A 23,744-nucleotide genomic window follows, 5' to 3' on the forward strand; every position below is an offset into this window, starting at 1 on the left:
GGACCCTAGACAAGTCCCATCGTTGCAGGTCAGGAGCACTCTCCGCTTATTTGATCAAGCCTCGGACACCCCACCTCGTGAAAGCGCGAGGCTAAAAGCGCCCCCGGAAGCCGAAGTCCAAGGCCGCGAAGAAGCAGGAGCTGCGCAAGCAGCGGCGGCGACTCCAGGACGCCGGGAAGCGCCGCCTCGCCGCCTCGCAGTCGCGCCGGCCCCGCTCCCGGCAGAACCGGATCGGCAACGCGGCCGCGCGCCGCGATGCCCGCGCTCTGTCCCGGGTGCGGCACTCCAATTGCCTGGCTGTGGTGACGATGCCGGGCATCGTCCACCGAGTGGAGCGCACGATGTTCTGCATCCAGTGGCGATGCACGACATCGGGTGGACTTCACTCAGGTGCGCTGGATGACGATGGACGCCACTGTGGTGCGCATCGCGATGGAGGCCACCGCACCACCCGACGATGCCGGGCACTCTCGCGCGCGCCCGGTGCGCCGCACTCGATGTCCCGCACCGCACCGGTGCGCTCACCGCCGACCGACCCCTTGACCAGGTGCGGCCGGAGGCGCGCGACCCCTTGACCAGCTCCGCTCCACCCCCTTGTCCAGGTCTGCTACCGAGGACGATTCCCCTTGACACAGCCCGTTTCGGCTGGCGATCAGGCCGTGGTCAAGGGGGCGTGTGATAGAGGAACCCGCCCGGCCGTGGCGCGCGCCCGGTGCGGTGCGGCGATGCGGTGGACCGCACCACGGTGGTGCGGTGGTGCGCCTGCGATGCGCGCCGCACCGCACCACCGCCGTCCCGGAGGTGCGGCTACGCGGTGGTGCGGTGCGCCGGGTGTGCCTCCATCGCCTGCCTCATCCCTGCGGCCTCCAGTCGGCGCAGCGCGTCGGCGACGTCGCCGTGGTCCTCGGTGAGTATGTTCTCGGTGAAGCGGACGATGGTCTGGGCGATGCCCTGGCGGGAAGGCCAGGCAGGCGCCGTCGCCGTGGCACAGGACCTCCAGCAGCAGTCGCCCGAGCGCCGCGGCCAGGAAGGAGTGCGGGCACGGCTCCCCGTCGCAGTCGTCCACGGCGGTGACGGGGATGAAGATGCGCGCGGCGACGTCCAGGAGCAGCTGGCGCAGCTCCGGGCCTGTGTCGTTGGCGACCGCGCCGGCGGTGTCGATGTCGCGGGCCTGCAACGCCCGGATGTAGGCGAACGCGTCGGCGACATCAGCCGCGTGCATCGGGGTCAACGGCTCGGTGGTGGCGGTGGTGTTCTTCTTGGGCATGACGGCTCCGTAAGTTGTTGGCTGGCCCGGGAGGGCTGGATGTGGCTGACGACGGCTTGCCGGTTGTGGCTTGCGAGGCATGGCCGTCCGGTGGCTCAGGCGGTGGTCGGGCACTCGGTGGAGACGTTGCCGCGGACGTCAGCGAAGAACTGGGAGACCTGGTCGACCTCCTGCATGCACTCGATCAGGAACCCCGCCGCGATCCATGCGGTCTGCGCCCCACCGCCCGCCAGGCACCACCGCTTGAGGTACCGGCTCGCCACCGTCACCATCTGCCGCAGGGCGTACGCGGACTCGCAGTCGGCGTGTTCGTCGGGCACTGCGGTGATGTAGTCGGCCAGCAGCAGCTCGCCGAACTGGCCGATCAGCCGCGCGAGCTCGGACCCGTCAGAGTGGAATGCGGCGAGCGCGGCCTTGTCCTGCTCGCTGCCCTGGCCCCGCCAGACCAGCTCCACGTAATCGGCGGCTCGCGCGATGTGCTCCGGGGCGAGCTGGGAAACCTTCGACGCAGTCGTCTCCATGACGCTTCCTCACTGCCGATGGGCCGCCGCGCTGATCGTGGCGGCCTCAGAAGCGATCTTCGGAGCGGGTGCAGAGATCTCTACCGAACCCGGGGCGGTTCAGACTCCACCTGGCGGGCCCGCTGCGACGGATTGAGCCCGTGTCGGGGCAGAGCCTGTTTCTGAACGCTGGGACTCGCGAGCGCATCCCGTCCGCAGATGAGGCGTTGGGCAAGCCATGGGACGAAATCAGCGGGGTCGGCTGAGGTGCGGGGCGCATGTGCGGCTGTCGGCGAGGTTGATCACAGCGGGCGGTGGTCCGGAGCGGCGTGGTGTGGTGGGGCGGAGCCGGTCGCGGCGCGAACAATTCACCGAAGGCGACGGCCCGGCCGCTGGGCAGTGCAGCCGGATCGCCCCTCGGGTGTCCGGGCTGTGCAGCACAATGAGTCGCATGACAAGACTTCGCATCGCGCTCGCCAACCTCGAAATTCCCGAGAATCCAGAAGACTCCGTGGTGCGAGCCGAGCGCGCGGTCAGAGCCGCTGCTGCTGCCGACGCGCATATCGTGTGCTTCCCGGAAGCGTACGTGCCGGGCTACCCATGGCCGCCGCAATCGCGTAAGGCCGTGAGCGCCAACTTCTTGGAAGCTGCGTACGAGCGCATCGCCCAGGCCGCGCGGGAGAGCCACATCTACGTGGTGCTCGGTACGGAGCGGTACGTTTCCGACAAGCCACGTCTGACCACGCTCGTACTTCGACCCGACGGCGATCGAGCGGGTTATCAGGACAAGGTGCAGCTCGACCCAGCAGAAGATTCCATATACGAGGCGGGCAGCGATCGCCGGATATTCGAAGTCGACAGCTTCCGCTTCGGCATCGTGATTTGCCACGAGGGCTTTCGCTATCCGGAGACGGTACGCTGGGCCGTTCGCAACGGCGCCCAGCTGGTGTTCCACCCGCACTATAACGAAGCAGAGCCCGGCGCGTTTCAGCCAACTGAATTCGCCGACCCGAGAAACTCCTTCCACGAGAAGGCATTTCTCTGTCGCGCCGCCGAGAACAATTGCTACGTCGCCGCCGTCAACTGCGCGAGCCCGGGATCGCCCACGACATCCGCCGTAGTGCGGCCGGACGGCACGCTGCTTAGCCATCAGCCTTACGGAAAGCCCGGGCTGTTGGTCTGCGACATCGATCCCGCCGAAGCCACGCCACTGCTCGCGCAACGCCTGAAAACTTGGTCTTGAGTTGCCGAGTTCGGTTGAGTCGTTCGACCTTGCCGTTTGACTGGGGTCAGTGTCGCACGGCCCACAGATACGGACACCTCGATGAAGGGGGCCTCGCGTCAACGCCTCTCCGGCCGGGCAAAAGGGCGCCAACGTGCCCGGCCCGTAGGACGGCGCCGTCTTCGTCAGCCCGCGGCGACCGCGGCGGCCCGGGCGGCCTGCTGTTCGGCGCGGGTGATGATCTGCGGGTTTTTGTCGGTGGTGGTTCGGCATGGTGGTGTCAGTGGGGTAGCAATCGGGGTTTTGCTGTTCAGCTTGTTGGTGTGGGTGGTTCGGCCGCTGTCATGGGTGCCGATCTGGTGCTGACGTTTTTGGCGTTGATGCGGGTCAGTTGATTGCCGATCGGTACGGCATGGTGTGTGTCGTCGCTGGTCAGGGCCGTGGGGCGGTTGTGTGCTGGCGGTGTGTCTCGGCGGACCGCAGGGGATACGGTGGCGAGGTGACGGAGACGCTGCCCGCTGATGTGGCCCTGGTGCTGGAGGCCGTTCTCGGCGGGGATGATCCGGTTCACCGTGTTCTTCGCCGGCAGGTGCCGCACCTTCGTGTGCGGGAACGCTGCGCGTGTTGGTGTGGCACTGCGTACTTCGATCTCGACACGCAAGCGGTGGAGCCGGCCCCGTCCGGGCCGGGCACTGTGGTGGCGGCCGAGGTCCAGATCTTCACAGAAGACGGGGAGTGCCTCGGCGAGGTGCTGGTCTTTGCGCAGGGCGGCTACCTCTCGTGGCTGGAGGTCTGTTCCTGGAGCGACGAAGTCGAGGTAACCCTGGCCATCGCTCAGCGGTCGCTGCGTCCTTGAAGCCGGAGCAGCCCTTCATCGAGGACCGGTTCCGTTTCCGACCTGGTGCGGCCGGCTCGCTACCCACGCGGGGTTTCGCCCCAAGCCGGGAGTTGCATTCGATCTGGCGCCCCGCAGCTCAGCGCAAGATCGACAGATCAGCTCAGTTCGCGCGGCTGAGTGTCGGCAGTGAGGACGGCCCTCTGGTGTCGCTTTCTACGGTGTGGGCTTGAGGTGGTAGTGGATTCCTGTTGCGGTGAGGCGGAGTTGTTCGCCGTCCTGGACGGTGATGAGGGCGAATAGCGGGCTGTCCGGGGAACGGTCCTTGAGCTGTCCGTGGATGCCGGCTGCGCGTGCGAGGCGCCGCGTCCAGGTGGGGAGCGGGTAGAGCCGGCATCTGCGGTGGGCGGTGCTGCAGTGGACTTTGACGGTGGTCGCCGTTTCGTCGATGTCGATGCCGCGGATGAGCGCGAGCTGGGGGATGTCTGCTCCGCTGACCGCGTGGATGGTCAGCGCTGTCGCGTGCAGCGGGTGCGCCACCGTGGTGAGCCGTGCGGCGAGGACGTCTGCTGATGTGCGGTCACGCTCTTGCGCGGACGGTGCGTCGCTCGTCGGGACGAGCGTGGGGGCGCCCTGGCACGGGGCACGTTTCGGACGGCCTGTCACCGTGCTGTCCGACCACGCCGGGGAGGTGATCCACCGGCCGTCGTCCTGGCGAGGGGCTGGTTCGGTGGGCCGCTGCTGTCCGGTGCTTCGGGTACCTGTCGGCGGGTGTCCCGTCTGACTCAATGCGATGCGGGCGTGCGGGAGGGTGTCGATGATGTGGTGCGGGGTCTCTTTGAGGAACGTCCTCAGAGCGGGGGTGACCGGCCGGTGCCAGAGGAGGGTGAGGCGGATGCCGCATCGCTCGCGCAGGGCGAGTAGTTGTCTCTGGCGGGCGGTGGTGAGGTGGTCGGTGCGGCAGACGATGAGATGGTCGATGCGGTGGGTGAGGATCCAGGCGCAGGCGGCGTCCCAGGCTGGGCGCTGGGAGTCGGCCCACGTTCCGTACGTTTTTCCGCCGGTGGGGAGGCGTTTGCCCAGGGCGTAGAGCAGGTCGTGGGCGAGGGCGGCGGGTGCGCCATTGGCGGGACTGGGGTCGATGGTCACACGGCTCAGGGCCGGATCGTGTGCGGCGTGTGCGGCGGCCGTCCACGCGGGGTGGTCTTCCTTGTCGACGAGGACGGTGACCGGAGGTGGACCGCCGGCGGTCACTACATGCCGCCGATTTTGCTGTAGACCCAGCGGACGAGGTCTTCGTCGACGTGGGCGAGGTTGAGTTTCTTCATGCCGGTCAGGATGTGGGTGGTGATGTTGGCCCAGTTGCGGAAGCTGCCGTGGGCGGCCTGTTTGTCGATCGCGTCGATCAACGCGGTGTCGACGTCGGCCCAGACGGGGTGGAAGGCGGGGATCGTGGCGCGGACCTCGTCCTTGGACATCCGGGTGAACTCCTGCCAGATGAAGGTCCGGGAGGCCAGCATGGGTTCGCGTCGCAGGACCTTGTAGCAGCCGTCGCCTCCGGCGAAGATCACGGCGATGTTGGTGCGTTTGTCGTCCACAGGTGGCGCCAGAACTCGAACCCGGCCTTCTTCATCCACTGCGCCTCGTCGCAGACCAGGACCCGGAACTCCTCGGCGAGCGCCTCCTTGAGGAGGGTGTCGAACTCGATCGGGCGGGCCGGGGGCTCGCCTGGCAGCCCCAGTGCCTGGAAGAGGCCGTGGCGGATGTCGCGCGGGGTCGGTCCGGCCCGCAGTTCCAGGCGGTGGGTGATGTCCGGGGCGAGGTGGCGCAGCGCGGAGTTCACCGACATCGTCTTGCCGGATCCGGCCGGCCCGTAGACGCACATCATGGCCTTGGCTTCGATGACGGCCTCGATGTTGTCCCGGGTGGTCAGCAGCGTGTCGGTGCCCACCAACTGTGCCTGTTCCAGGCCCAGGAAGTGGTCTTCGCTCTCGTCGGCAGCAGCCCGTAGTCCAGGTCGGCGATCATGAGCGGTGGTCCTCATCAAGGGTAGGTGTGCGCGGGGGCCTGGGGCGGGCCCAGGTCTCGGGTGCGGGGCCGTGCGGAACGAGATCGGGACGGGCCAGCGCACGGCGGTCCGTCTGTGCCGCCGCGCCCAGTTCTTCTTCGGCCTGCGCGGAGGTCTGGGAGGCGAGTGGCCTGGGCGGGGCGGCGGTGGTGGAGGCTTCGAAGCGCCGGCGGCGCAGCTTCTCCGCGGCCTTCAGATCGGCTTTGAGCCGGCGGGCGGCAGCGGTGCGGGCGGCCTGGACGGAGCGGATCTGTTCCTGGCTCGCCGCAGCGGCCAGGAACGCCGACCCGAGGTGGCGGCCGGTGGCGGCGTCGAAGACCTCGATGGTGTCGTCGTGGTGGGGCAGGTGGCGTACCGAGACTTTGGTGCCGGTGCGGCCGTTCATCCACGGGGCGAGGTAGTCCCGGCGGCGCCACCGCACCCCGCTGGTGCTGATCGTGTACGTGCGGCCGTCGTCCTCCAGGGCGAACGTCGCCAGCTGCCCGGCGGACACGTCCGTGAGCGGCGTCGCGTCGCCCTGCCACGCCTGGAGTGGTGTCCTCCCGTTCAGCGCGGACGGGTGGTGGCGGGTGTTCCACCAGGTCACCCAGTCCAGCAGCAGCCCCACGAACGCCTCATACGTCAGGGGCGGGGCGTCGGGGTCGGCGAGCCGGCCACCGGTGAGTTTCTGGCGGCCGGTGTACCGGGGGAGCGAGACGAGGAACATCTCCTCCACCGCGTCGTTCAACGCCTCGATCGTGCCCTTCAAGTGCGGGGTGTAGGCGGGCAGATCGGTGACGGGGACGGCGAGTGCGCCCATCGCCGCGGTGACCGCCTGGCACAGGAACTCCTTGCCGCGGTCGACGCGGATCTGGCCCGGCGGCCCGCCCACCGGCCCGAACGGCTCGCTGCGGGTGATCGCGATCCGCAAGGACGCCAGCACCGCGTCCCGGCTCGGAGGGTGCGCGGTGACCGCTACCCCGGTGATCGCCTTGGTGGCGCAGTCGATGAACCAGGTCACCCACGGTGTGGCCAGCTCGCCCTCCACATCGACTTCGACGGGCACATGCTTGTGGTCGCCCTCCCACGCGGCGTTGCGGTGCGTCGGCGGGCGCTGCCCGAACACGTCGTGAGCACGGCGGGCAGCTTCCCCACTCTTCAGCCCGGCCCGCTCGCCGCGGGTCAGGTCCCGGCGGATCGCCCGGTGCAACGTGGACAGCGAGGGCACCGCGGGAGCGTTCGGATCGTCGGCCGCGCGCTGTACCAACTCGGCGTGGACTCGGGAGGCGTTACCGCCCCACAGCGCCAGCAGCCGCCGGCTTCCGTGGTGACCGTGAAATGGGGCGCCTCCACCCGTGCGAGGCGGTGATCCTCGCGGGCCGCGGCCAGCCACCGCCACACTGTCCGCTCCGACTTCCCCAACGCCTTTGCCACCAGGCGCACATGCGCGGCGCTCAGCTCGCCGCGGCTGTCGAGGTCCAGCAGCCGGGGCATTGCCGCGGCCCGGCCCGCCGCCGGCGGAAACACGGCCTGCGGGCTGTCTTGCTGATGCTCGCCACGGCTTCCCGGCACACGCGGCCCCTCTCGCCGAGTACGGGACAGCACGGCCTGCTGTCCTGGTCCAGGTATCCCAGCCCTTCGGCACCCAACTGACCGGAATCGGCATACGACTGACAGTAACCATCGCCATCCGATACAGCTGGCCTGCCTGCGAGGCCGCACGGCAGCCCAACCCTCTCGATCCCGGAGGCATGATGGCTTCCTACGGTCCTGGTGTGACCGGGGCCGGATGCTGGATCCGCTGGAGCATCTGTTCCATGACGGGGACGGGCAGGGCGGGGTGTCGGGCCGCGGTTTGTGCGGTGTCGGCGTCCCGCAGCAACCGGATTATCGCCCGGGCGGGCAGCCTTGGATGCAGGGCGGCGGCGTAGCGGACACGTTCGTGCGGGTCGTCGAGCAGCCGGATCGCTGATGCGGGCGAAAGGCGTGGGTCAAACGCGGCCGGGTGCCGTACTTCCTCGTTGCTGTCCCGGCTGAACGTCTCCACCAGCTCTGGCGTGGACTCCGGGTCGTCCAAGGCCAGCTGGCGCATTCTGGCGTTCGGGTCGCCTGCGTGGCGCAGCAGGTTGCGGCGGGGGAAGTTGGGGTGGCCGTGAGGGCGGTCGGGGGTACTGAGGCTGCCGGTCCACCACTGCCACACCCGCAGGAGCATGTCAGCGGGCGCGTCGTCGCACGATTCCGCGAGGAAGAGCTGGACGACGCGGTCGTCGTCGCGGGCGAGGCGTTCGACGACGTCCGCAGGCAGGCGCCGGGCTCGGGCAACGCTCCTGCGTATCAGGGGGTGGGAGGAGGCGGCCAGGCGGCGCATGGCGCCGGGATCCTCGTGCAGTGCCATGACCCAGTCGAGCGGGTAGTAGTGCCCGCGCGGGTCGAAGTCGATGGGGATGCCCGCCCGCTGCTCCTCGGTGATGTCGGCGCGTGTGGCCACCACGAAGCGGACGTTCTCGTCAGGGTCCTGGGCAAGAAGTCCGACCAGGTCCGGGTCCAGGTGCGGGTTGCCCGCGAGAGAGCTGCACTGGGCCTGCTCTCCGTGGTGGGCCAGGTGTTCGGCGAGGCTGCGTTCGAGGCGGCAGGACTCCACCGCGCGCTCTCGGACTCCTTCGGTATCGAACACCGAACGGGGCATCGGGTGCTCTCGGTGGTACCGCAACAGCGCCTCGATGCGCACATTGCCGGAAGGATCGCTCAAAAGCTTGCGCCGGGCCGGGCCGTCCAGATGAGGCCAGGCCCTTTGGCAGGCTGAGGCGCGTACAGAGGGATCGTCGTCGCCAGCCAGCGCGGTCAGTATCCGTACGGGCAGTCCGCGAGGACGAGCGGTCTCTTCCCGGACCCGGACGGAAAGATCCGCGGCGAGCTGCTCGTACGCGGCGTCGGTGAGCTCGGCGCGCTGATCCGCCGCCAGCAGGGTGAGGATCCAGCGGGGCCGGGATTCCCGCTCGCCCAAGATCAGACGAGTCCACTGCTCCGCTGTGAGGCCCGGCTGGGCCTCGGCCAGCAACTGCCTCACCTTCCCATCCGGGTGGACGATGGCCGCCTCGACGACCGCCGCAGGCAGACGCCGCCACAGGAGGAAGTGCGACGCACCAAGGAGACGGGCACGCAAGTCATCGGGAGTAGCCGGGTTAACGGGCTTGGGATCGATTGAGTTCGGGGCATGCTGGCCTGGCGGGTCGGCTGGTTGGTGATCAGCGAGCGGCCGTGCCGGCGAGCACCAGTTCGGTGCTGGTCTTGCGGCGGGTCGCCCTGCGGGCGGAGCGGCCGGAAACCAGGCCGGCGATGGCGAGGTGGGTCTCGGCGTAGGTTTCGCGGCGGCCGGTGAATCGCTGGAGTGGCCGCCACTGCTTGTACTCGGCGTTGGTGTGCTCGACGCAGATCCGTTCCGAGGACTGGCGGCGGCGCTGTTCGCACCAGGCATGGTGTTCGCCGTGCGGGGCGTCGTCCTTGGGCTTCTTCGGTGGGGCGTCGACCTGGCCGGGGAACTCATTGGCAAGGCCCCGGTAGCCCTCGTCGACCTTCGCCTTGACCTCGGGGTGCTGCCGGAACTGCTCGGCGATCCCTTCGGTGCGCACCGCGGTCTGGTCGTGCATGCGGCCGGGCCGGACCACCCCGCTGAACAGGGTGCGGCCCGGGGCGTCGCTGAAGGTGGTGGTCTTGATGGTGTTCTGCTTCTTCTTCCCGGACACGAAGGCCTTGCGGCCCGGACGGCCCGCGCGGGGGCGGCGGACCTGGACCTCGGTTCCGTCGATCCGCAGCTCGACGCCCTCGGCGTGGACGTTGGCGAACAGGTCCTCCATCGTGCGCAGCCGTAGTCCGGGCCGGTCGGGGACGGCGAAGCCGCGGGCTGACAGCAGTGGGCGGACCTCGCGAACTGCGCCGGAGACGGTGGAGCGGTCCACCCCGTAGAGCTCGGCGAGCGTCGCGTGCGGCAGACCCAAGCGCAGGTGCACCAGCGTGACCAGCAGCCGGTCGATGAACACCAGTCGCCGCTTCGGTCCGGCGCCTGCCGCCCGACGCCGGTCTCCACCGCGCCGATCGCGCAGCACCGATTCCCGTGCGGCCTCCCACCGCGGAGCAAGTTCTTCGAGCAACTCGCCGAAGTGTGTGCGGGAGATGCCGGACAGGGCAGGATGGGAACAGGCCGCACGGGCCCAGGCAAGCGTCACACCTCGCCCAACCCGTGCGGCCCCTTCTACGTCACGGGTCAGCCGCCGCCCTCGCTAACGCTCCCAAGCTCGTAATGACCACGAGTCGGGCCTGGCTGCGTCGGCGCGAACGCTCCGGGCGCCGTACGACAAGTACGGGGTGAGACCGCCGTCCGGTGGTCAGAGACGGAGACTTCGTGGCAACGGATCACGAGGACCAGGACGATCGCGACAGCGACGCCCTGCTGACACGCGCCGCGGCCGATCCGGCCGCGTTCACACCACTGGTGGAGCAGTACGCACCTGCCCTGCACGGCTACTTCGCGCGGCGGGCCCCCGACGCGGCCGACGATCTGCTGGCCGAGGCATGGCTGCAGGCATTCACCGCCCGGCGTACCTTCGACGCCTCCCGCGGCTCCGCCCGGGGCTGGCTCTTCGGGGTGGCCCGAAACGTCCTGGCCGGACACATCCGACGCGCCGGCCGGGACACCGCCGCTCCCGAGCCCGCCGCAGTCGACCCCTGGCAGGCGGTGGACCAGCGACTGGACGCCGTCGCACTGGCCCCCGAACTGCGCCGGGCACTTGCGGATCTGCCCACACAGGAGCGGGAGTTGCTGCTGCTGATGTCCTGGGAACAGCTGACCCCGACAGAGGCCGCCGCCGTCATCGGCATCCCCGCCGGCACGGCCCGCTCCCGCCTGCACCGCGCCCGCAACCGACTGCGCGAACGCCTCACCCCCACGCCCCATCTCGCCCTGGCGCGCCCCACGGCCGCCGCACCCACGGCACGGAAGGAACTGGCATGACCCAGCGACAGTACCTCCTCGACTTCCCCGGCGCGGAGGCGCTCCAGGCCGCCGGCCGCGTCGAACCCCCGAGCCCCCAGGCCATCGGCCGTGCAGTGGCGGCGATCCATGCCGCTGCCCAAGCCGAGCCGGTGGCCTCGCCCTCCGTGGTGACCCCCCTGTGGCGACGCGGCCCGCTCAGCACAGGCCGGCGGATCCTGGCCACGGCGGTGGCCGCCGCCGCGGTCGCGGCCGGCGTCGTCGCCTACGGCAACACCGGTACGGGTTCGGCCGGTAGTGCCGCCCCCCAGCAGGTGCAGGCCGCGACCGCCGCCACCTTCCTGGACCGCACCGCATTGGTGGCCGCCAACCAGCCGGCCTCCAGCGGGCGGTACTGGAAGATGCACCTGAGGACGTCCCCCGGAAAGCCCTCCACCGGCGACATCTACATCTCGCGGTCCATGCACACCATCTACATCGTCACGGGCGGCCGGACCCACCAAAAGTCCGGCACATTCGAGTGGGGCCTCGGCCCCAAGTCGTTCAACTGGAACGACCTGAACCGGCTTCCCACCGACCCGGCGGCATTGCTCAAGATCATGAACAGCTCCAAGAACTACGCGGGCCAGTCCGCCTTCCTCCAGGCAGGCACCCTTCTCGGCAAGTCCCCCGCCAGCCCGGCACTCCGCGCCAGCCTCTATCGTGCCCTCGCCCACCTCAACGGCGTCAAGCTCGTCGGCACTGTCAAGGACAGCGCCGGCCGCACCGGCACCGCGCTGGTCTACAACGGCATCGTCAGCAGCGACCGCTTGATCATCGACCCCAAGACCAGCACTCTCCTGGAGACCATCAGCATCACCAACAAGGGCACGGACACCGGCAGGGCCGTCCGCACGACCTTCCTCTCCGTCGGCTTCGCCGACAAGATCGGCTGACCAGCCGACGCCCCTGCCTGCGCCGACGCCCCGGGCCCGGTCCCGGGGCGTCGGCGTCTCGCTGATCCCCGCCGACATCAGTCTTCAATAGAGCTCGGCGAGCGTCGCGTGCGGCAGACCCAAGCGCAGGTGCACCAGCGTGACCAGCAGCCGGTCGATGAACACCAGTCGCCGCTTCGGTCCGGCGCCTGCCGCCCGACGCCGGTCTCCATCGCGCCGATCGCGCAGCACCGATTCCCGTGCGGCCTCCCACCGCGGAGCAAGTTCTTCGAGCAACTCGCCGAAGTGTGTGCGGGAGATGCCGGACAGGGCAGGATGGGAACAGGCCGCACGGGCCCAGGCAAGCGTCACACCTCGCCCAACCCGTGCGGCCCCTTCTACGTCACGGGTCAGCCGCCGCCCTCGCTAACGCTCCCAAGCTCGTAAGTGCCAGCCCGTGCGCCCACATCTCACGCACCCTCTTCGAAGGTCCCGGTCCCTGAAACAGCGATGTCCAAGCGGCCGCCCGCTCCCGGGGGCTCTCCTGGGCCGCCACCCGAGCGGCTGCCTCCTGCCGCTCTCGCAGATGCTCTACGCCGATCAGCCATACCTCGTCTTCTTCAGTGGTCACCCCCAGCAGGGTGTCCCCGTCCATCGAGAGGGTGACGAACTCCGGCTGCCCGGGCCGCTCGCCCAAAACTCCGGCGAGGTCCCACTGCTCCGTGAGCTGCACCCGCGTCCAACGCCTGGGCGCGCAGCCTGTCCAGTTGTCCGCGACGTCGATCAGGAAGACACCATCCCCGCCGAAGATCCCGCTCTCGGTCCCCAGTCGGTGCCACTGCGCATTGAGCTCGGCGACCAGGTCCGCACGGTCTGCCCGGTGTGCGGGGCCTCGTCGGGACGGGTGCACGGCTATCACTGGCGGACGGTGGCTGACGTTCCGGTCGACGGACGACGGGTGGTGGTCCGTGTGCGGGTGCGGCGTCTGGTGTGCCCCACGCGAGGCTGCCGCCACACCTTCCGCGAACAGGTGCCCGGGGTGCTGGAGCGATACCAGCGACGCACCGCTCGTCTGACCAGGCAGGTCAAGGCCGTGGTCAAAGAGTTAGCGGGCCGGGCGGGATCACGTTTGCTGGCGATACTCGCGGTGGTCCTGTCCCGTCACACGGCCCTGCGCACCCTGCTGCGCATCCCGTTGCCCACCGGGCGGGTGCCCCGCGTGATCGGCGTCGACGACTTCGCCCTGCGCCGGCGCCACCGCTACGCCACCGTGGTGATCGACGCCGAAACCCATGAGCGGATCGACGTACTGCCCGACCGCACCGCCGACACGCGGGAAGCCTGGCTGCGCGAGCATCCGGGCATCGAGGTCGTGTGCCGCGACGGCTCAACCACATACGCCGAGGCCATCCGCCGTGCTCTGCCTGACGCGGTTCAAGTCGGTGATCGCTGGCATTTATGGAAGAACCTGTGCGAAGCCGCCCTGAGCGAGGTGAAGGCACACAGTGCCTGCTGGGCCACGGTGCTGGACGCGCCGATCTACGACGGGCCCCGGGCTCAGACCACCCTCGAACGCTGGCATCAGGTTCATGGCCTGCTCGAGAAGGGCGTGGGCCTGCTCGAATGCGCCCGCCGCCTGCAACTGGCCCTGAACACCGTCAAACGCTACGCCCGCGCCGACCGGCCCGAGCGCATGCTCCGCGTCCCCAAGTACCGTGCCGGCCTGGTCGATCCCTACCGCGAGCACCTGCGCAAACGCCGAAGTGAAGACCCCGGCGTCCCCGTCCAGCACCTCTTCGAAGAGATCAGGACTTTCGGCTTCACGGGCTGCCTGAACCTTCTGCACAAGTACATCAACCAAGGCCGCGCGGACGCCGACCGCAGCCATATCTCGCCGCGCCGGCTCGCCCGGATGCCGCTGACCAGACCCGACAACCTCAAGCCCGAGCAGCACGAGCTCCTGGCCAAGCTCACCGCCGCCTGCCCCGAGATGACCCAACTGGCCGCAGCTATCAAAGACTTCGCCCCGCTCCTTACGCCCCATACCGACAACGCCGATGCGCTCACGCACTGGATCGCCCAAGTCCGAACAGCCGACCTGCCCACCTACACGCCTTCACCCGGGGCCTGGACCGGGACATCGACGCCGTGATCGCCGGGCTCACGCTTCCGTACAGCTACGGCCCCACCGAGGGCGTCAACACCAAGACCAAACGGATCGCGCGCCAGATGCACGGACGAGCAGGCTTCACCCTGCTCCGGCACCGCATCCTCCTCGGATAACAGCACGCTCCGTCACCACCGAATGTGAGACAGGGCCGCTCACCGTACAGACCCCTATTACGCCACCCGTACGTGTTCCGTACGCGAAATATGCGCTTCACGCCTGGGTTGCGGGACAGGAGGTGCCGCCTGTCCGAGCTGCTCGAGGCGGTCGACGTGCTCATTGCGTCCCGTTCCCGTTGTCGCCGCCGCCGGAGCGCAGGCGGCTGCGTCAGGCGCACGGCCTGACGCTGGACGAGGTGGCTGCCGCCTTGCAGGTGCGGCGGGCGACGGTCAGCGGCTGGGAGACCGGCCACCGCCCGTGCCGGTCACGCAGCATCAACGCCTGCCGCACGCTGATCGTACGCACTTACGTGCGGAAAACATACGCTATCCGTACGGTTCATGGGCTACTGTGTTGCTCAGGAGGTGTTGCATGTCGGAGTTGTTCGATCGGGTCGATGCGCTGGTCGCGTCCCGGTCTGTGCTGCCGCCGCCGGCGGAACGTAAGCGGCTGCGCCAGGCGCACGGCCTGACGCTGGACGAAGTGGCTTCAGCCCTGGACGTTCGGCGGGCGACCGTCAGTGGCTGGGAGGCCGGCAAGACCGAGCCCAGGCCGCCGGAGCGTGACGCGTATGCGCGGATGCTCAAGCAGCTCGCGGAGCTCTACCCCGCCCCCACCAACTCCGCCGCACCCGAGCAGGACACGGCGGTGCCCGAGACGTTCACCAGTAAGCCCGCCCCCGCTCGGGAAGTTGGGACCGCCGCGGCGCCGGTCTTTGAGGCTGCGGCCGTGACTGTTTCCGGGAAGAGGCAGACTGCTGCCACCGTCGCCCCGGCCTCGGTGGCTGCGTCGCGTCCGGCGTCCCCCGCCGGGCCGTCGTCGGCGGCGCGCCGTCCGGTCGCGAAGAAGGCGGCCCCGGCCGGAACCCCGGCGGGTGGCACCGATGCGCGGTTCGAGAACGGACCGCTCGCCGTCATTGACGTCGACGCCGACGGCCAAGTCCTGGCGTACTGCACCGGCGGCCTGGTCCTGGACGTGCCCGCCAAGTCCCTGCCGTCCCTGGTGGAGTGGACGCTGAAGGAGGCGAAGCTCGGGGCGCCGAAGCTGTCCGGGCCGGGCAAGGACGCCGACCCGCTGCTCGTGCTCACCGAGGCCGCGCTCGAGCGTTACGGCCTGCCCACCACCCTCACGCAGGAGGAGCGTCTGGCAGGGCGGATTCCGGAGGGCCACAAGGTCATCAGGCAGCTGGTCCGCGCGGAGTGGAAGCTCACGAAGCGCGGGTTCGGGCCGTGGGCGCGGATCTACCGCCCTGCCACGGGTTCGGAGCGGGCCTGTGTGCAGCTGTGCATCCCGTCGTGGAACGCGCTGGACTCCCGGCACTGGGGCGAGGCCGCCCAGCTCCCGCCGGCGGAGCTCGCCCGGGTGCTGGGCGTCTACGCGGCCCGGGTGATGACGCCGCGCGGTTCGACCGCTGTCACGGGCCTGGAGCTGATGACCGCGCTGCACCCGCCGACCCGCGCCTCCGAGCCCGACGCCGACGGTAAGCGGCATTCCGAGCACAACCCCGGCAGTCTGGGCAAGGACCCGGTGGACTGCGCACCGTGCGAAGCCCCCGACGGACACCCGCTCCTCAAGGACCTGCCCCGGTTCCACGTCCGCGGCCCGGAGGAAAAGCTGTTCGAGGAGGCGTACGACTGGGCACGCCCGCTCACCGACGCCGAATGCACCAAGCGGCACTTGGTCGGCATCGACGTGAACATGGCCTTCGCCGCCGGAGCGAACGGCCTGACCGTCGGCCTCGGCGCTCCGACGCACGTGAAGGCTCCGGTGTTCGATGCGAAGCTGCCCGGCTCCTGGCTGGTCGACCTCTCCCACGTCGACCTGTCGAGGGTGAAGGTCGGCAAGGACAAGTGGGCGGACCTGGACGCGAGTCTTATGCCCAGCCCGTTCACACCGAAGGGCGAGCAACCAGAGGGCCCGGCCTGGTACGCCACGCCGACCGTGGCGTACGCGGTGGAACTCGGCTACGAGGTGCGCCCGATCGAGGCTTGGGTGCGGTACGACAACGGCCGCTACCTGGACGCCTGGTACAACCGCCTACGCGACGCCTTCCTCGCCACGATGGCCGACCTCGGTGTCGACGCGGACATGGAGCCGGCCGACTTCCTCGCGGCGATGGACGGCTACCGCAGCCGTGACCCGGAGCTGGCGATCCTCGTCTCGGCGGTCAAGGCGACGGTCAAGGGCGGCCTGGGCAAGCTGCGCGAGCGGCCCCGGGGCGAGGGCTGGAAGCCCGGGCAGCCGTGGCGCGCGCTGTCCCGTCCGACCTGGCGGCCGGACATCCGCGCGGCGGTGATCTCCCGCACGCGGATCAACCTGCACCGCAAGATCGTCAAGCACGCGGCGTTCACCGGGCAGTACCCGGTCGCGATCCTCTCCGACTGCGTCGTCTACGCGGCCGACGGCGAGAGCCCGCTGGACTTCCTGCCCTACCGGGACGGCAAGCCGCTGCCGGGCGGCTTCAAGCTCGGCATCAACCCGGGCCTGGTCAAGCACGAGGGCACCCAGAGCGTCCTGTGGGGCGAGGAAGTCCGCGAGCGGTTCAACACCCCTGAGCTCAACCTCGCCCGCTACATCAAGGACGGCTCCGTCACCGACGTCGACAATGAAGAGTAGGAGAGGGCGACGATGACCCTGTTCGGGGACGGCCTGGAGGCCGCGGTGCAGAAGGCGTTCACCCGCCCGGCGCCCAAGAGCGCGGGTGCGCAGATGCGGTACCTGGTCAAGCAGCTCAAGGGCACCAAGGCGGTCGCCCAGATGCTGCGGATCTCCCAGCGCACCGTGGAGCGGTACGTGAAGGACCAGATCAAGAAGCCCCGTCCGGACCTCGCAGCGCGCCTGGAGCGCGAGGTGAAGGCCCGCTGGCAGCCGCAGATCCGCGCCAAGGCCAAGCAGACCGCGGCCACCACGGGCGGCATCGTGATCGACACCCGCGCCCGGCTCGGCTACACCGCGCCGATCGGGTCGACGGACCAGGACCGCATCCGGCACCTGACCGTCGCCCTTCCGCCCCGCTACGCCGCCCGCCTCTTCGAAGCCCAGGAGCAGGGCGCCACCGACCAGCGCCTCCAGGAGATCGCAGCCGAAGCGCTCAAGGAGGTCTACTTCCAGGACGGCGGCCGCCGCGCCGGCCAGCTGGAGGAGGTCCGCTTCACCGACATCGAGCACCTCGAGTTCGACCTGTAGATCCGGACAGCGAGTACCGCCAGTCACCATATGTGAGCGTTCAAGTTGGCCAGTTGAGTCTGGAAGGCGTGCCGACACTGCTGCCTGGCCTCTCGATCTGTTCAATTCGTTGGTCGACTCCCAGGGAGATCTCTAGGGTTGAGCACATGGCTCATGCGAAGACCTCGTACGTCTGCCTCTCTTGCAGGGCCTCCTACAAGCAGTCCTACGACAGAACGCGACAGCGGACCTGTCCCCGCTGTGCGGAGCCACTGATCCACGCAGGTTCGGCGTTCGCCGCGCCCCGACGGCGGGATGTCGCGGCGTGGCGAACACTGACGGTGCTGCTGAACGCTGGCGTGGGAAGCGATGGAGATGGGCCACTCTGCCTGGATCTCCTGGCTGCTGTCCGGCCGCCTGGAGACGTTCTATGACGGGTTGCGGTGGCCCAGCTGGCGCGAGGATGCCGCCGCTTTGAACTTCACGCAGGGGATCACCGTGTATCCGTTTCTGTGGTCGAAGGAGGCCCATGCCGACCTCGCGGCCACCAGTCGGCGGCCGGCGCTTATGCGCGAGGTCCTCGGCGTGGCAGCCGACTTCGCTCGGCAGATGGGCCCGGCTGATCCGGGGTTCCTCGGTGACGTGTAGGCCCGCGATGTGCACCGGCGAAGCTGCGGCCTGGTGACTGTATCTCGCCGGTGATCGGCAGATCGCTGAGGTCGGCCAGTCGGGAAATGGTCTTGCTGGGGTGAGTGTCTGCCGCGATGCTGGTCCCATGCCGGGGCAGAGGAAGCGGAAGCGACAGCAGGAGGCCGGCCGTCAGCAGGCTGCTGCCCGATTCGCCGAGGCCGGGCACTGGAACGTGCTCATCGAGACTCAGGATGAGTCGGACTGGCATGCTCAGGTTCGCCGCCTGCGGGCCGAGAACCAGCAGATCGACTGGACGGCGGTCCGCATCGATACGTTCTGCGGACGGATGCTTCAGCCGACCACCTACCGGTTGAGCCTCTTCGTGCCCTCCGAAGTCCCGGCCGAGCCGGCCTAGCTTGAGCCGCCCTCGTGAACCGCGCTGGCGTATCGGGTCGCGGTGGTTGGACTGAGGTTGAGCATGTTGGCCAGGTGGAGCGCGTCGCCGGACGTGGCGACTGCTTCTTCCAGGATTCGGTCCAGCCTCGCCGCCGCCGAGCAGAAGCTCGCCGCCATGCGCGACCTCGCGGCCCGGCACACGACCGTCCAACCTCGGCATGCCCGACTTCCGCACCAGCGCTGGCCGACTCACCGAGAGCCCTGACGGCGGCTGACGGACATCCGACTGCGGGCCCCTCGCGCCTGGCCGCCCAGGGGCCTCAGGCGCGAGGCGGCAGGACCTCGATGATTTCGGCAATGCCGGTGGCGGGTTGGGCCTCGTGCATAGTGATCACGTCACCGAGCTTCAGATGCTGCCACTGCTCTGGCTGCAAAGGAGCCAGTCGAACGTCGGCTGCCTCTCCCGGGCCGAGCTCCGGTGCAAACTCCACCCAAAGCCGCGCGATGTTCAGATCTTGCTGTCCGGCTGCGGTGCGGTGACCGATGTCCCACAGAGGTCTAAGCCAGCCGTCTCCCGAGAAGGCACTCTGGCGTCCGCCCTCCTCCGCACCCAGCAGGGTCAAGGTCGCACGGATCGTGCCATGCTCGACCTCCCAGCCCCGCCACTCGCACCAACGGCGACTGCGGTCGAGCATCATCTGCCGAGCGGCTTCGGCGAGCATCTCCCAGAAGGTGATGGACACCGGATAGACGTCCGCGATCTCGATGAGCACATCGAGCGCCATCTCCCACTCCTGGAGCTCGATCTCCTCGCGAACATCTCCGACCGTCTGGCCGTTCTCTGCCACGGCGTCCTCAGGCAGCAGGTCGGCGGCTCGCCCAACGAGTGTGAACGCGTCATCCATGCGCTGGATTGTCGCCTGATTCCGGGCGCCTTGTCACAGGTGAGCAAGCACGACGCAGCGGCACGCGGTTCCCCGAGGCCGACGTCGTTTCCGGAGCCGGCCATAGCGGACGGACGTACCGCAGTCCGGTCTCCGGAACGATGTTGAACAGTGCGCACAGATGAAGCGGGTCGCCCCCGCTGACTGCCGCCTCTTCGAGGAGACGGTCTTCGCGGAGTTGTTGTGCCGTCGCTGGCACGCCGCGCAGAAGGAGATGCATCCACCCGAAGGTGACCGAGGCGTCGGTGCAGGCCGTCTGCGAGCTCACGAACAGGTAGGGGTTGCGAGTGTGCGGCCATCGGGCGTGCCGCATGCGGAGGTAGTCGGCGGCGGCTTGGCGGGTGAAGTCGTCCAGGGGCCGGTCGATGCCGGCAACGACGAGTCGGCGGCGGCGGAAGTCGATGGCCTCCAGGGGCAGCATTCTCGCCTGCTGCGGATACAGCGCGTGGATGCCGATCAGGGCGACGAGCAGCTTCAAGGCGGCGTTGGTGTCGGCAGCCGCGCCGACGGCCTTGAGGACCTTGGGGGTCAGGGGCTTAGGGATCGAGCGTGGTCTCTCCCCTACAGCGATGTCGCGTGCCGGGTTGGCGAACGCGATGCGCCGCGCCGTCAGCCACTATCAGGAATCCGGGGCTGCAGACCCCGCCTTCATCGTGACCCAGGTCGGCGATGAGCCCTGGGACAAAGCAGAGGTCCGCTCCATGCTTCAGAACACCGCCTCGCTCGGCATCTTCTGGCTCTTTGTGGGATTCGGCCGCGGCAAGCTCGCCTTCTACAAGAACCTCAACGCCTCCGCCTCCTTCACCAACGTCGCCTTCTACGACGCCAGCAAGAATCCGGGCTCGGTCCCCGGCGAGCGCTTCTACACGGGCCTTGTCGACGCCTTCGCTACCTGGATGCGATCGTGAGGCCGTACATCGAGCCAGGCCTGGCTGCCATCCACGCGCAGCCTCCACGAACCAAGCCGACTACCGCCACATGATCATTGCGCCCACTCCACGCCCAGCTTCCGCAGCGCGTCCAGTTGCTCCTGGGCGAGCTTGCCTCGCCTCGCACGGGTGTTGGAGACCCATACGCCCAGCTTGACGACCACCGGCTCGGCCTTGCCGTGGACGGCGATCTCCTCACTGTGGCCCCTTGGTACTGGCCGCGGGCCTTCCCGTTCCACCCACTGCGCGAGGGCTGTCAGGCCGCGCTGGAACGCCTGCTGCGCCTTGGCCGCGCGCTTGGCCGTCGGGGCGGGAGACGGCGCCTGGACGGGCTTCACACCTAGCTTGGACAGCCGTTCCTGTTGCTCGGTCGACAGCGACGCCCAGGTGGTCGGCTGCTTCTGCCGCTCCAGCCATCGTCCGAGGTCGTCGCCGTCCATGAGCACGCCTGGGGCGATGTCGGGCAGCAGCCCGTCGGGTTCGTCGGCGGCGAGGTCGGCGAGTACACGGTAGTGGCGTTGCCAGTCCAGCGGCCAGGGGCAGTTCCAGTCCGGGTCGATCTCGGCGAGCTGCGCGGCCCGCCTCGTCGCACGCTCCGGGTCCTTGCCGAGGCCGCCTTTCCGGCGCAGGTTGGCCATGTGCTGCCCGATGGGCACCATCGCCTCGCCCTCGCCCCACACCGCGTCCTGACGCGGAGCAAGGTGTCCGGTGGCCCGCCGGTAGGACCGCAGCGCGGCGACCTTGGTCTCCCAGGCTTCTTCGCCAGGTTCCCAGACCATACCGGCCTGCGGTGTGTCCAGCAGTTCTTTGCGGTGGGGGTCGAGTTTTGCGGCCCGCAGTGCTTTCCGCTGTTGGTGGACCCATCGCCCAAGTGGAAAGGATTTCGTTGCCCCGACTTCGACCTCAACGTCGTAGGGAACGGCGTAAAGGCCGGTGATCTCGTTTTCCTTCCGCCAGCGGAGCAGGGCCTGGTAACCCTCCAGCCAGACCAGGGACTCGGGCCGGTAGACCCGGGTGCGGAGGAAGGCTGCGATGGTGGCGGCGTTGCGCGGGCTGGAGAAGTGGAGCAGCGCGGACTCGGCAGCGGCCTGGGTGTCGTCGTGCTCCTGGTCCTCGCCGTCGGCCCCGATGATCCGCCCGTCTTCGTCGCGCCGGACGTGGACCTTGCGCTTGCCGCTGGTGAGTGCGCGGGAGGCGAGCTGCTCGACCAGGCGCTCATCGTGCGAGCGCAGGCCCTGGAGGACGGCTACGAGGGGGCGGAACGAGGCGGAGGCGACCATGTCCTGGGGGTCCTCGCCGGGTTCCAGGAACACAGGCACGATGATCCTGGCCACTTTGGTGCTGCCGTCGCGGTTGGGCCTGAGCGCCCGGCCGATGTTCTGCACGATCTCCACCTGGGAGCCGCGGGTGTCGGCGAAGCACACGGCCTCGACTCCTCGTTCTCCGGTGATGTCGACGCCTTCGCCGAGGACGCGGCAGCTGGCGAGGAAGGCGCGGTGGACTCGGCGGCCGGCGGCGTCGATGCCGTTGGCGAACTGGCGCAGTACCTCGCGCCGTTCGGTGACGAGGTGGTCGCCGCACAGCCACGCCGACCACACCCGGTCCGGCGGGACGTGGCGGCCGGCCTCGAGCTCGTAGAACTTTGCGCCGATCGACGACTTCGGCAACCGGTCCGCAGCCGCCAGGTCATTGTCCGAGGCGTCGTTGGCGTACAGCTCGGCTGCCGTCTCCGGCAGTTTCTCCGCGAACGCCATGGCCTCCTCCACCCTTTGGTGGAAGGTCATGACCGTACGCAAGTTGTACGCCGCGGCGTGCTCCAGTAGCGCCGTCTGCAAAAGCGCCAGGCGCCGCCCCCGCTGCGCCTCCTCAGATTCCCCGAGGACGGGGGAGGGGTCGCGGATCTCCAGCACGTCGATCTCGAACCCAGCGAGGATGCCCCGCTCGATCGCCTCCGAGAGCCCGAGCTCGGCCAGCCAGGATCCGTAGGTCTCGGAGTCCTGGCCCATCGATGCCAGCTCCAGCTCCTGGCCTTCCGCGCCCTTCTGCGGCCGGGGCGATGCCAGGATGCGCGGGGTGGCGGTGAGGTAGAGCCGGAAGTCGGCGGGGATGCGGGCGTTGTCGTGGATGGCCGCCCACGGCCTGCCAAGATCACCTGCGGTTGAGTGAGCCTCGTCCACGATCGCGAGGTCGAAGCCTGCCATCTGCTGGCCGTAGAGCCGCTCCCCGCCCGCCAGAGCGGCCTCCAGCGGCCCACGGACGTTCTCCTGACCGAACGGGTCCTCCGGGTCCTCGCGGTCCACGAGGGAGGCGTAGGTGGCGAACACGACGACCGGCCCCTTCCCGGCCCACAGCGCCAGCTGGATGGGGTTGGTGGTGGTGCGCACCCCCAGCTCGTTCAGCACCGGGTCGTTCTCCAGCGAGCACACCGCCACCATCGGGGCCCGGTGCCCCACCAGGCGCCAGGCCTGGGCGGTCTGCACGAGCAGGTCAAGGGTCGGCACGGTGACGAGGATCCGGCCGCTGGGGAAGCACTCCAGCGCGCAAGCGGCGGCGGTGATCGTCTTGCCTGATCCGGTCGCGGACACGATCGTTCCCCGCATCCCTCCCGGAGGCACAGGTGATCTTGCAGGGAACCCAATCCATTTACGGAAGGTCGACTTCTGGTCGACCTGGTGTTCTCTGAGCGAGATTGCCTGCATTTGTGGTTCCCTTTTCCGGGCGGGTCTCAGGCGGTGAGGATGAGGCTATTTTGAAGGCCTGTCGATGTCGTCGAGGCCCCTGAGCCCCCATGCGTCCAGTCCGGCATAGATGGTGGCGGTCCGGCAGCGCGGCGCCTCCATGACCTCGGCTTCGCCGCGATAGACGGCGATCAGCGAGTCGCTGCCGCGCCACCAGGTGTCCGTAAGGCCGGCAACCTCCGGCACGGCATCAAACCCGTCCAGCTCGAGGTCGTCTACGGCAGCGCCCGTCAACGTGGTGGTCGTGCGCGCACACCTACGGGCATGATCTGCCAGTGCCAGAGATTCCACCCACCCTTCAACACTGGCATGCAAGGGCACCCACCTTCCGGCATGAAGCCCGAACTCCCCGTTCGGGCCGATTATGAACGAGTAAGGAAGAGCCGTACGCGGCGCGCCGGCTTCGAAGTGCCAGTCAGGGGCGGGACCCTCGGGTACGTCCCCATGGAGTGTTCGAGGCCCTCCGTCATAGTGAGGAGAAGGAGGAAGAGCCAGGCCGCCCCAGACAGCCTCGAAGGCGGACACCCGATCGATCTGACTTTCAGGAACCCCGTGCTCCATCCATCGGCCCCTGTACTGCTCGATATCAGCACGACCAGTCCAGTAACCATGGCACTTAATAAAATACGTGGCTCTTCGGGTGATCCCTTCAGGGATTTGCCTGATCGATCGTCATGACTCCGCTCCTACTGGTTTTTCGCCAATGCTACATGCTGCATCACATCAGCAGACATGCGAGTCTCCGATGACCCCGATGTTCATCGCACATCGGGGTACACGGCCTCGCATGGCACCGAAGACCGAACGCATCCAGTTCCTGCGGGCCGTGCGGCAGCTGCACCGC

At 68.9% G+C, this 23,744-nt stretch carries 21 protein-coding genes and 5 pseudogenes; 13 read left to right on the forward strand and 13 right to left on the reverse strand.

The window, feature by feature from the left end:
- Positions 1-95 precede the first annotated feature (95 nt).
- Positions 96-306: pseudogene (locus tag ACZ7OO_RS42995) on the forward strand (hypothetical protein); the annotation flags it as partial.
- Between the two features lie 346 nt (positions 307-652).
- On the opposite strand, the gene ACZ7OO_RS43000 reads toward ACZ7OO_RS42995, so the two are convergent.
- Together ACZ7OO_RS43000 and ACZ7OO_RS43005 are read right to left on the reverse strand one after the other, a co-directional pair.
- Positions 653-1,267: a hypothetical protein gene (locus ACZ7OO_RS43000; protein WP_471512838.1), complete on the reverse strand. Its 615-nt coding sequence runs from the start codon at positions 1,265-1,267 to the stop codon at positions 653-655.
- A 95-nt stretch (positions 1,268-1,362) separates the two neighbouring features.
- On the reverse strand, positions 1,363-1,788 hold the full coding sequence (locus ACZ7OO_RS43005; RefSeq protein WP_471512839.1) for a hypothetical protein: 426 nt from the start codon (positions 1,786-1,788) through the stop codon (positions 1,363-1,365).
- Positions 1,789-2,218: 430 nt separating this feature from the next.
- Between ACZ7OO_RS43005 and ACZ7OO_RS43010 the strand changes: the two genes are divergently transcribed.
- Positions 2,219-3,010, forward strand: coding sequence for a carbon-nitrogen hydrolase family protein (locus ACZ7OO_RS43010; RefSeq protein WP_471512840.1), 792 nt, complete (start codon positions 2,219-2,221; stop codon positions 3,008-3,010).
- A gap of 478 nt (positions 3,011-3,488) precedes the next feature.
- On the forward strand, positions 3,489-3,845 hold the full coding sequence (locus ACZ7OO_RS43015; protein WP_471512841.1) for a hypothetical protein: 357 nt from the start codon (positions 3,489-3,491) through the stop codon (positions 3,843-3,845).
- A 195-nt stretch (positions 3,846-4,040) separates the two neighbouring features.
- Here ACZ7OO_RS43015 and ACZ7OO_RS43020 read toward each other — a convergent pair whose 3' ends face one another.
- The 6 genes and pseudogenes from ACZ7OO_RS43020 to ACZ7OO_RS43045 all read right to left on the reverse strand — a co-directional run bounded on the left by ACZ7OO_RS43020 (position 4,041) and on the right by ACZ7OO_RS43045 (position 10,094).
- Positions 4,041-5,078 carry a hypothetical protein gene (locus tag ACZ7OO_RS43020; protein WP_471512842.1) on the reverse strand — a complete coding sequence of 346 codons (1,038 nt, stop codon included), beginning with the start codon at positions 5,076-5,078 and terminating at the stop codon, positions 4,041-4,043.
- Entirely contained in the window at positions 5,078-5,422 is a 345-nt protein-coding gene (locus tag ACZ7OO_RS43025) for a hypothetical protein (protein WP_471512843.1), read from the reverse strand. Before ACZ7OO_RS43025 ends, ACZ7OO_RS43020 begins: the two co-directional genes overlap by 1 nt.
- Complete coding sequence (locus ACZ7OO_RS43030) at positions 5,392-5,868, reverse strand: ATP-binding protein (RefSeq protein WP_471512844.1); 477 nt, start codon at positions 5,866-5,868, stop codon at positions 5,392-5,394. Before ACZ7OO_RS43030 ends, ACZ7OO_RS43025 begins: the two co-directional genes overlap by 31 nt.
- Positions 5,849-7,365: pseudogene (locus ACZ7OO_RS43035) on the reverse strand (transposase). Before ACZ7OO_RS43035 ends, ACZ7OO_RS43030 begins: the two are co-directional and overlap by 20 nt.
- 268 nt (positions 7,366-7,633) lie before the next feature.
- Positions 7,634-9,034, reverse strand: a complete 1,401-nt coding sequence (locus ACZ7OO_RS43040) for a HEAT repeat domain-containing protein (protein ID WP_471512845.1) — start codon at positions 9,032-9,034, stop codon at positions 7,634-7,636.
- An 82-nt stretch (positions 9,035-9,116) separates the two neighbouring features.
- The gene (locus ACZ7OO_RS43045) at positions 9,117-10,094 is read right to left on the reverse strand and encodes a transposase (protein ID WP_471512846.1); all 978 of its coding nucleotides are present in this window, start codon (positions 10,092-10,094) and stop codon (positions 9,117-9,119) included.
- 176 nt (positions 10,095-10,270) lie between these two features.
- On the opposite strand from ACZ7OO_RS43045, the gene ACZ7OO_RS43050 reads away from it, so the two are divergent.
- Positions 10,271-10,879 carry an RNA polymerase sigma factor gene (locus tag ACZ7OO_RS43050; protein WP_471512847.1) on the forward strand — a complete coding sequence of 203 codons (609 nt, stop codon included), beginning with the start codon at positions 10,271-10,273 and terminating at the stop codon, positions 10,877-10,879.
- The gene (locus ACZ7OO_RS43055; protein WP_471512848.1) at positions 10,876-11,793 is read left to right on the forward strand and encodes a CU044_5270 family protein; all 918 of its coding nucleotides are present in this window, start codon (positions 10,876-10,878) and stop codon (positions 11,791-11,793) included. The genes ACZ7OO_RS43050 and ACZ7OO_RS43055 overlap by 4 nt, the downstream gene beginning before the upstream one ends.
- Positions 11,794-11,877: 84 nt before the next feature.
- Here ACZ7OO_RS43055 and ACZ7OO_RS43060 read toward each other — a convergent pair whose 3' ends face one another.
- Entirely contained in the window at positions 11,878-12,069 is a 192-nt protein-coding gene (locus ACZ7OO_RS43060; RefSeq protein WP_471512849.1) for a hypothetical protein, read from the reverse strand.
- 499 nt (positions 12,070-12,568) lie between these two features.
- Between ACZ7OO_RS43060 and ACZ7OO_RS43065 the strand changes: the two are divergent.
- The 7 genes and pseudogenes from ACZ7OO_RS43065 to ACZ7OO_RS43095 all read left to right on the forward strand — a co-directional run bounded on the left by ACZ7OO_RS43065 (position 12,569) and on the right by ACZ7OO_RS43095 (position 18,308).
- A pseudogene (locus ACZ7OO_RS43065) lies at positions 12,569-14,055 on the forward strand (ISL3 family transposase).
- Between the two features lie 129 nt (positions 14,056-14,184).
- Positions 14,185-14,348 (forward strand): annotated as a pseudogene (locus ACZ7OO_RS43070) (helix-turn-helix domain-containing protein); the annotation flags it as partial.
- A 122-nt stretch (positions 14,349-14,470) separates the two neighbouring features.
- Positions 14,471-16,714 (forward strand): telomere-associated protein Tap, encoded by a 2,244-nt coding sequence (gene tap / locus ACZ7OO_RS43075; protein ID WP_471512850.1) that lies wholly within the window; start codon positions 14,471-14,473, stop codon positions 16,712-16,714.
- A gap of 12 nt (positions 16,715-16,726) precedes the next feature.
- On the forward strand, positions 16,727-17,284 hold the full coding sequence (tpg, locus tag ACZ7OO_RS43080; protein ID WP_471512851.1) for a telomere-protecting terminal protein Tpg: 558 nt from the start codon (positions 16,727-16,729) through the stop codon (positions 17,282-17,284).
- A 146-nt stretch (positions 17,285-17,430) separates the two neighbouring features.
- Positions 17,431-17,625 (forward strand): annotated as a pseudogene (locus ACZ7OO_RS43085) (deoxyxylulose-5-phosphate synthase); the annotation flags it as partial.
- A gap of 13 nt (positions 17,626-17,638) precedes the next feature.
- Complete coding sequence (locus ACZ7OO_RS43090; RefSeq protein WP_471512852.1) at positions 17,639-17,911, forward strand: DUF2625 family protein; 273 nt, start codon at positions 17,639-17,641, stop codon at positions 17,909-17,911.
- A 127-nt stretch (positions 17,912-18,038) separates the two neighbouring features.
- The gene (locus ACZ7OO_RS43095; protein WP_471512853.1) at positions 18,039-18,308 is read left to right on the forward strand and encodes a hypothetical protein; all 270 of its coding nucleotides are present in this window, start codon (positions 18,039-18,041) and stop codon (positions 18,306-18,308) included.
- A 301-nt stretch (positions 18,309-18,609) separates the two neighbouring features.
- Here the strand turns inward: ACZ7OO_RS43095 and ACZ7OO_RS43100 are convergent, their stop codons facing one another.
- Both ACZ7OO_RS43100 and ACZ7OO_RS43105 read right to left on the reverse strand, forming a co-directional pair.
- Positions 18,610-19,194, reverse strand: coding sequence for a hypothetical protein (locus ACZ7OO_RS43100; protein ID WP_471512854.1), 585 nt, complete (start codon positions 19,192-19,194; stop codon positions 18,610-18,612).
- The gene (locus tag ACZ7OO_RS43105) at positions 19,187-19,711 is read right to left on the reverse strand and encodes a site-specific integrase (RefSeq protein WP_471512855.1); all 525 of its coding nucleotides are present in this window, start codon (positions 19,709-19,711) and stop codon (positions 19,187-19,189) included. The genes ACZ7OO_RS43100 and ACZ7OO_RS43105 overlap by 8 nt, the downstream gene beginning before the upstream one ends.
- 91 nt (positions 19,712-19,802) lie before the next feature.
- Here ACZ7OO_RS43105 and ACZ7OO_RS43110 point away from each other — a divergent pair, with 91 nt between their 5' ends.
- On the forward strand, positions 19,803-20,141 hold the full coding sequence (locus ACZ7OO_RS43110; protein WP_471512856.1) for a VWA domain-containing protein: 339 nt from the start codon (positions 19,803-19,805) through the stop codon (positions 20,139-20,141).
- A gap of 74 nt (positions 20,142-20,215) precedes the next feature.
- Here ACZ7OO_RS43110 and ACZ7OO_RS43115 read toward each other — a convergent pair whose 3' ends face one another.
- A complete protein-coding gene (locus ACZ7OO_RS43115; RefSeq protein WP_471512857.1) occupies positions 20,216-22,861 on the reverse strand; it encodes a helicase associated domain-containing protein in 2,646 nt (881 codons plus the stop codon).
- A 45-nt stretch (positions 22,862-22,906) separates the two neighbouring features.
- Positions 22,907-23,215 (reverse strand): hypothetical protein, encoded by a 309-nt coding sequence (locus tag ACZ7OO_RS43120; protein WP_471512858.1) that lies wholly within the window; start codon positions 23,213-23,215, stop codon positions 22,907-22,909.
- Between the last annotated feature and the right edge of the window lie 529 nt (positions 23,216-23,744).

Source organism: Streptomyces sp. NPDC111744, assembly GCF_055634995.1.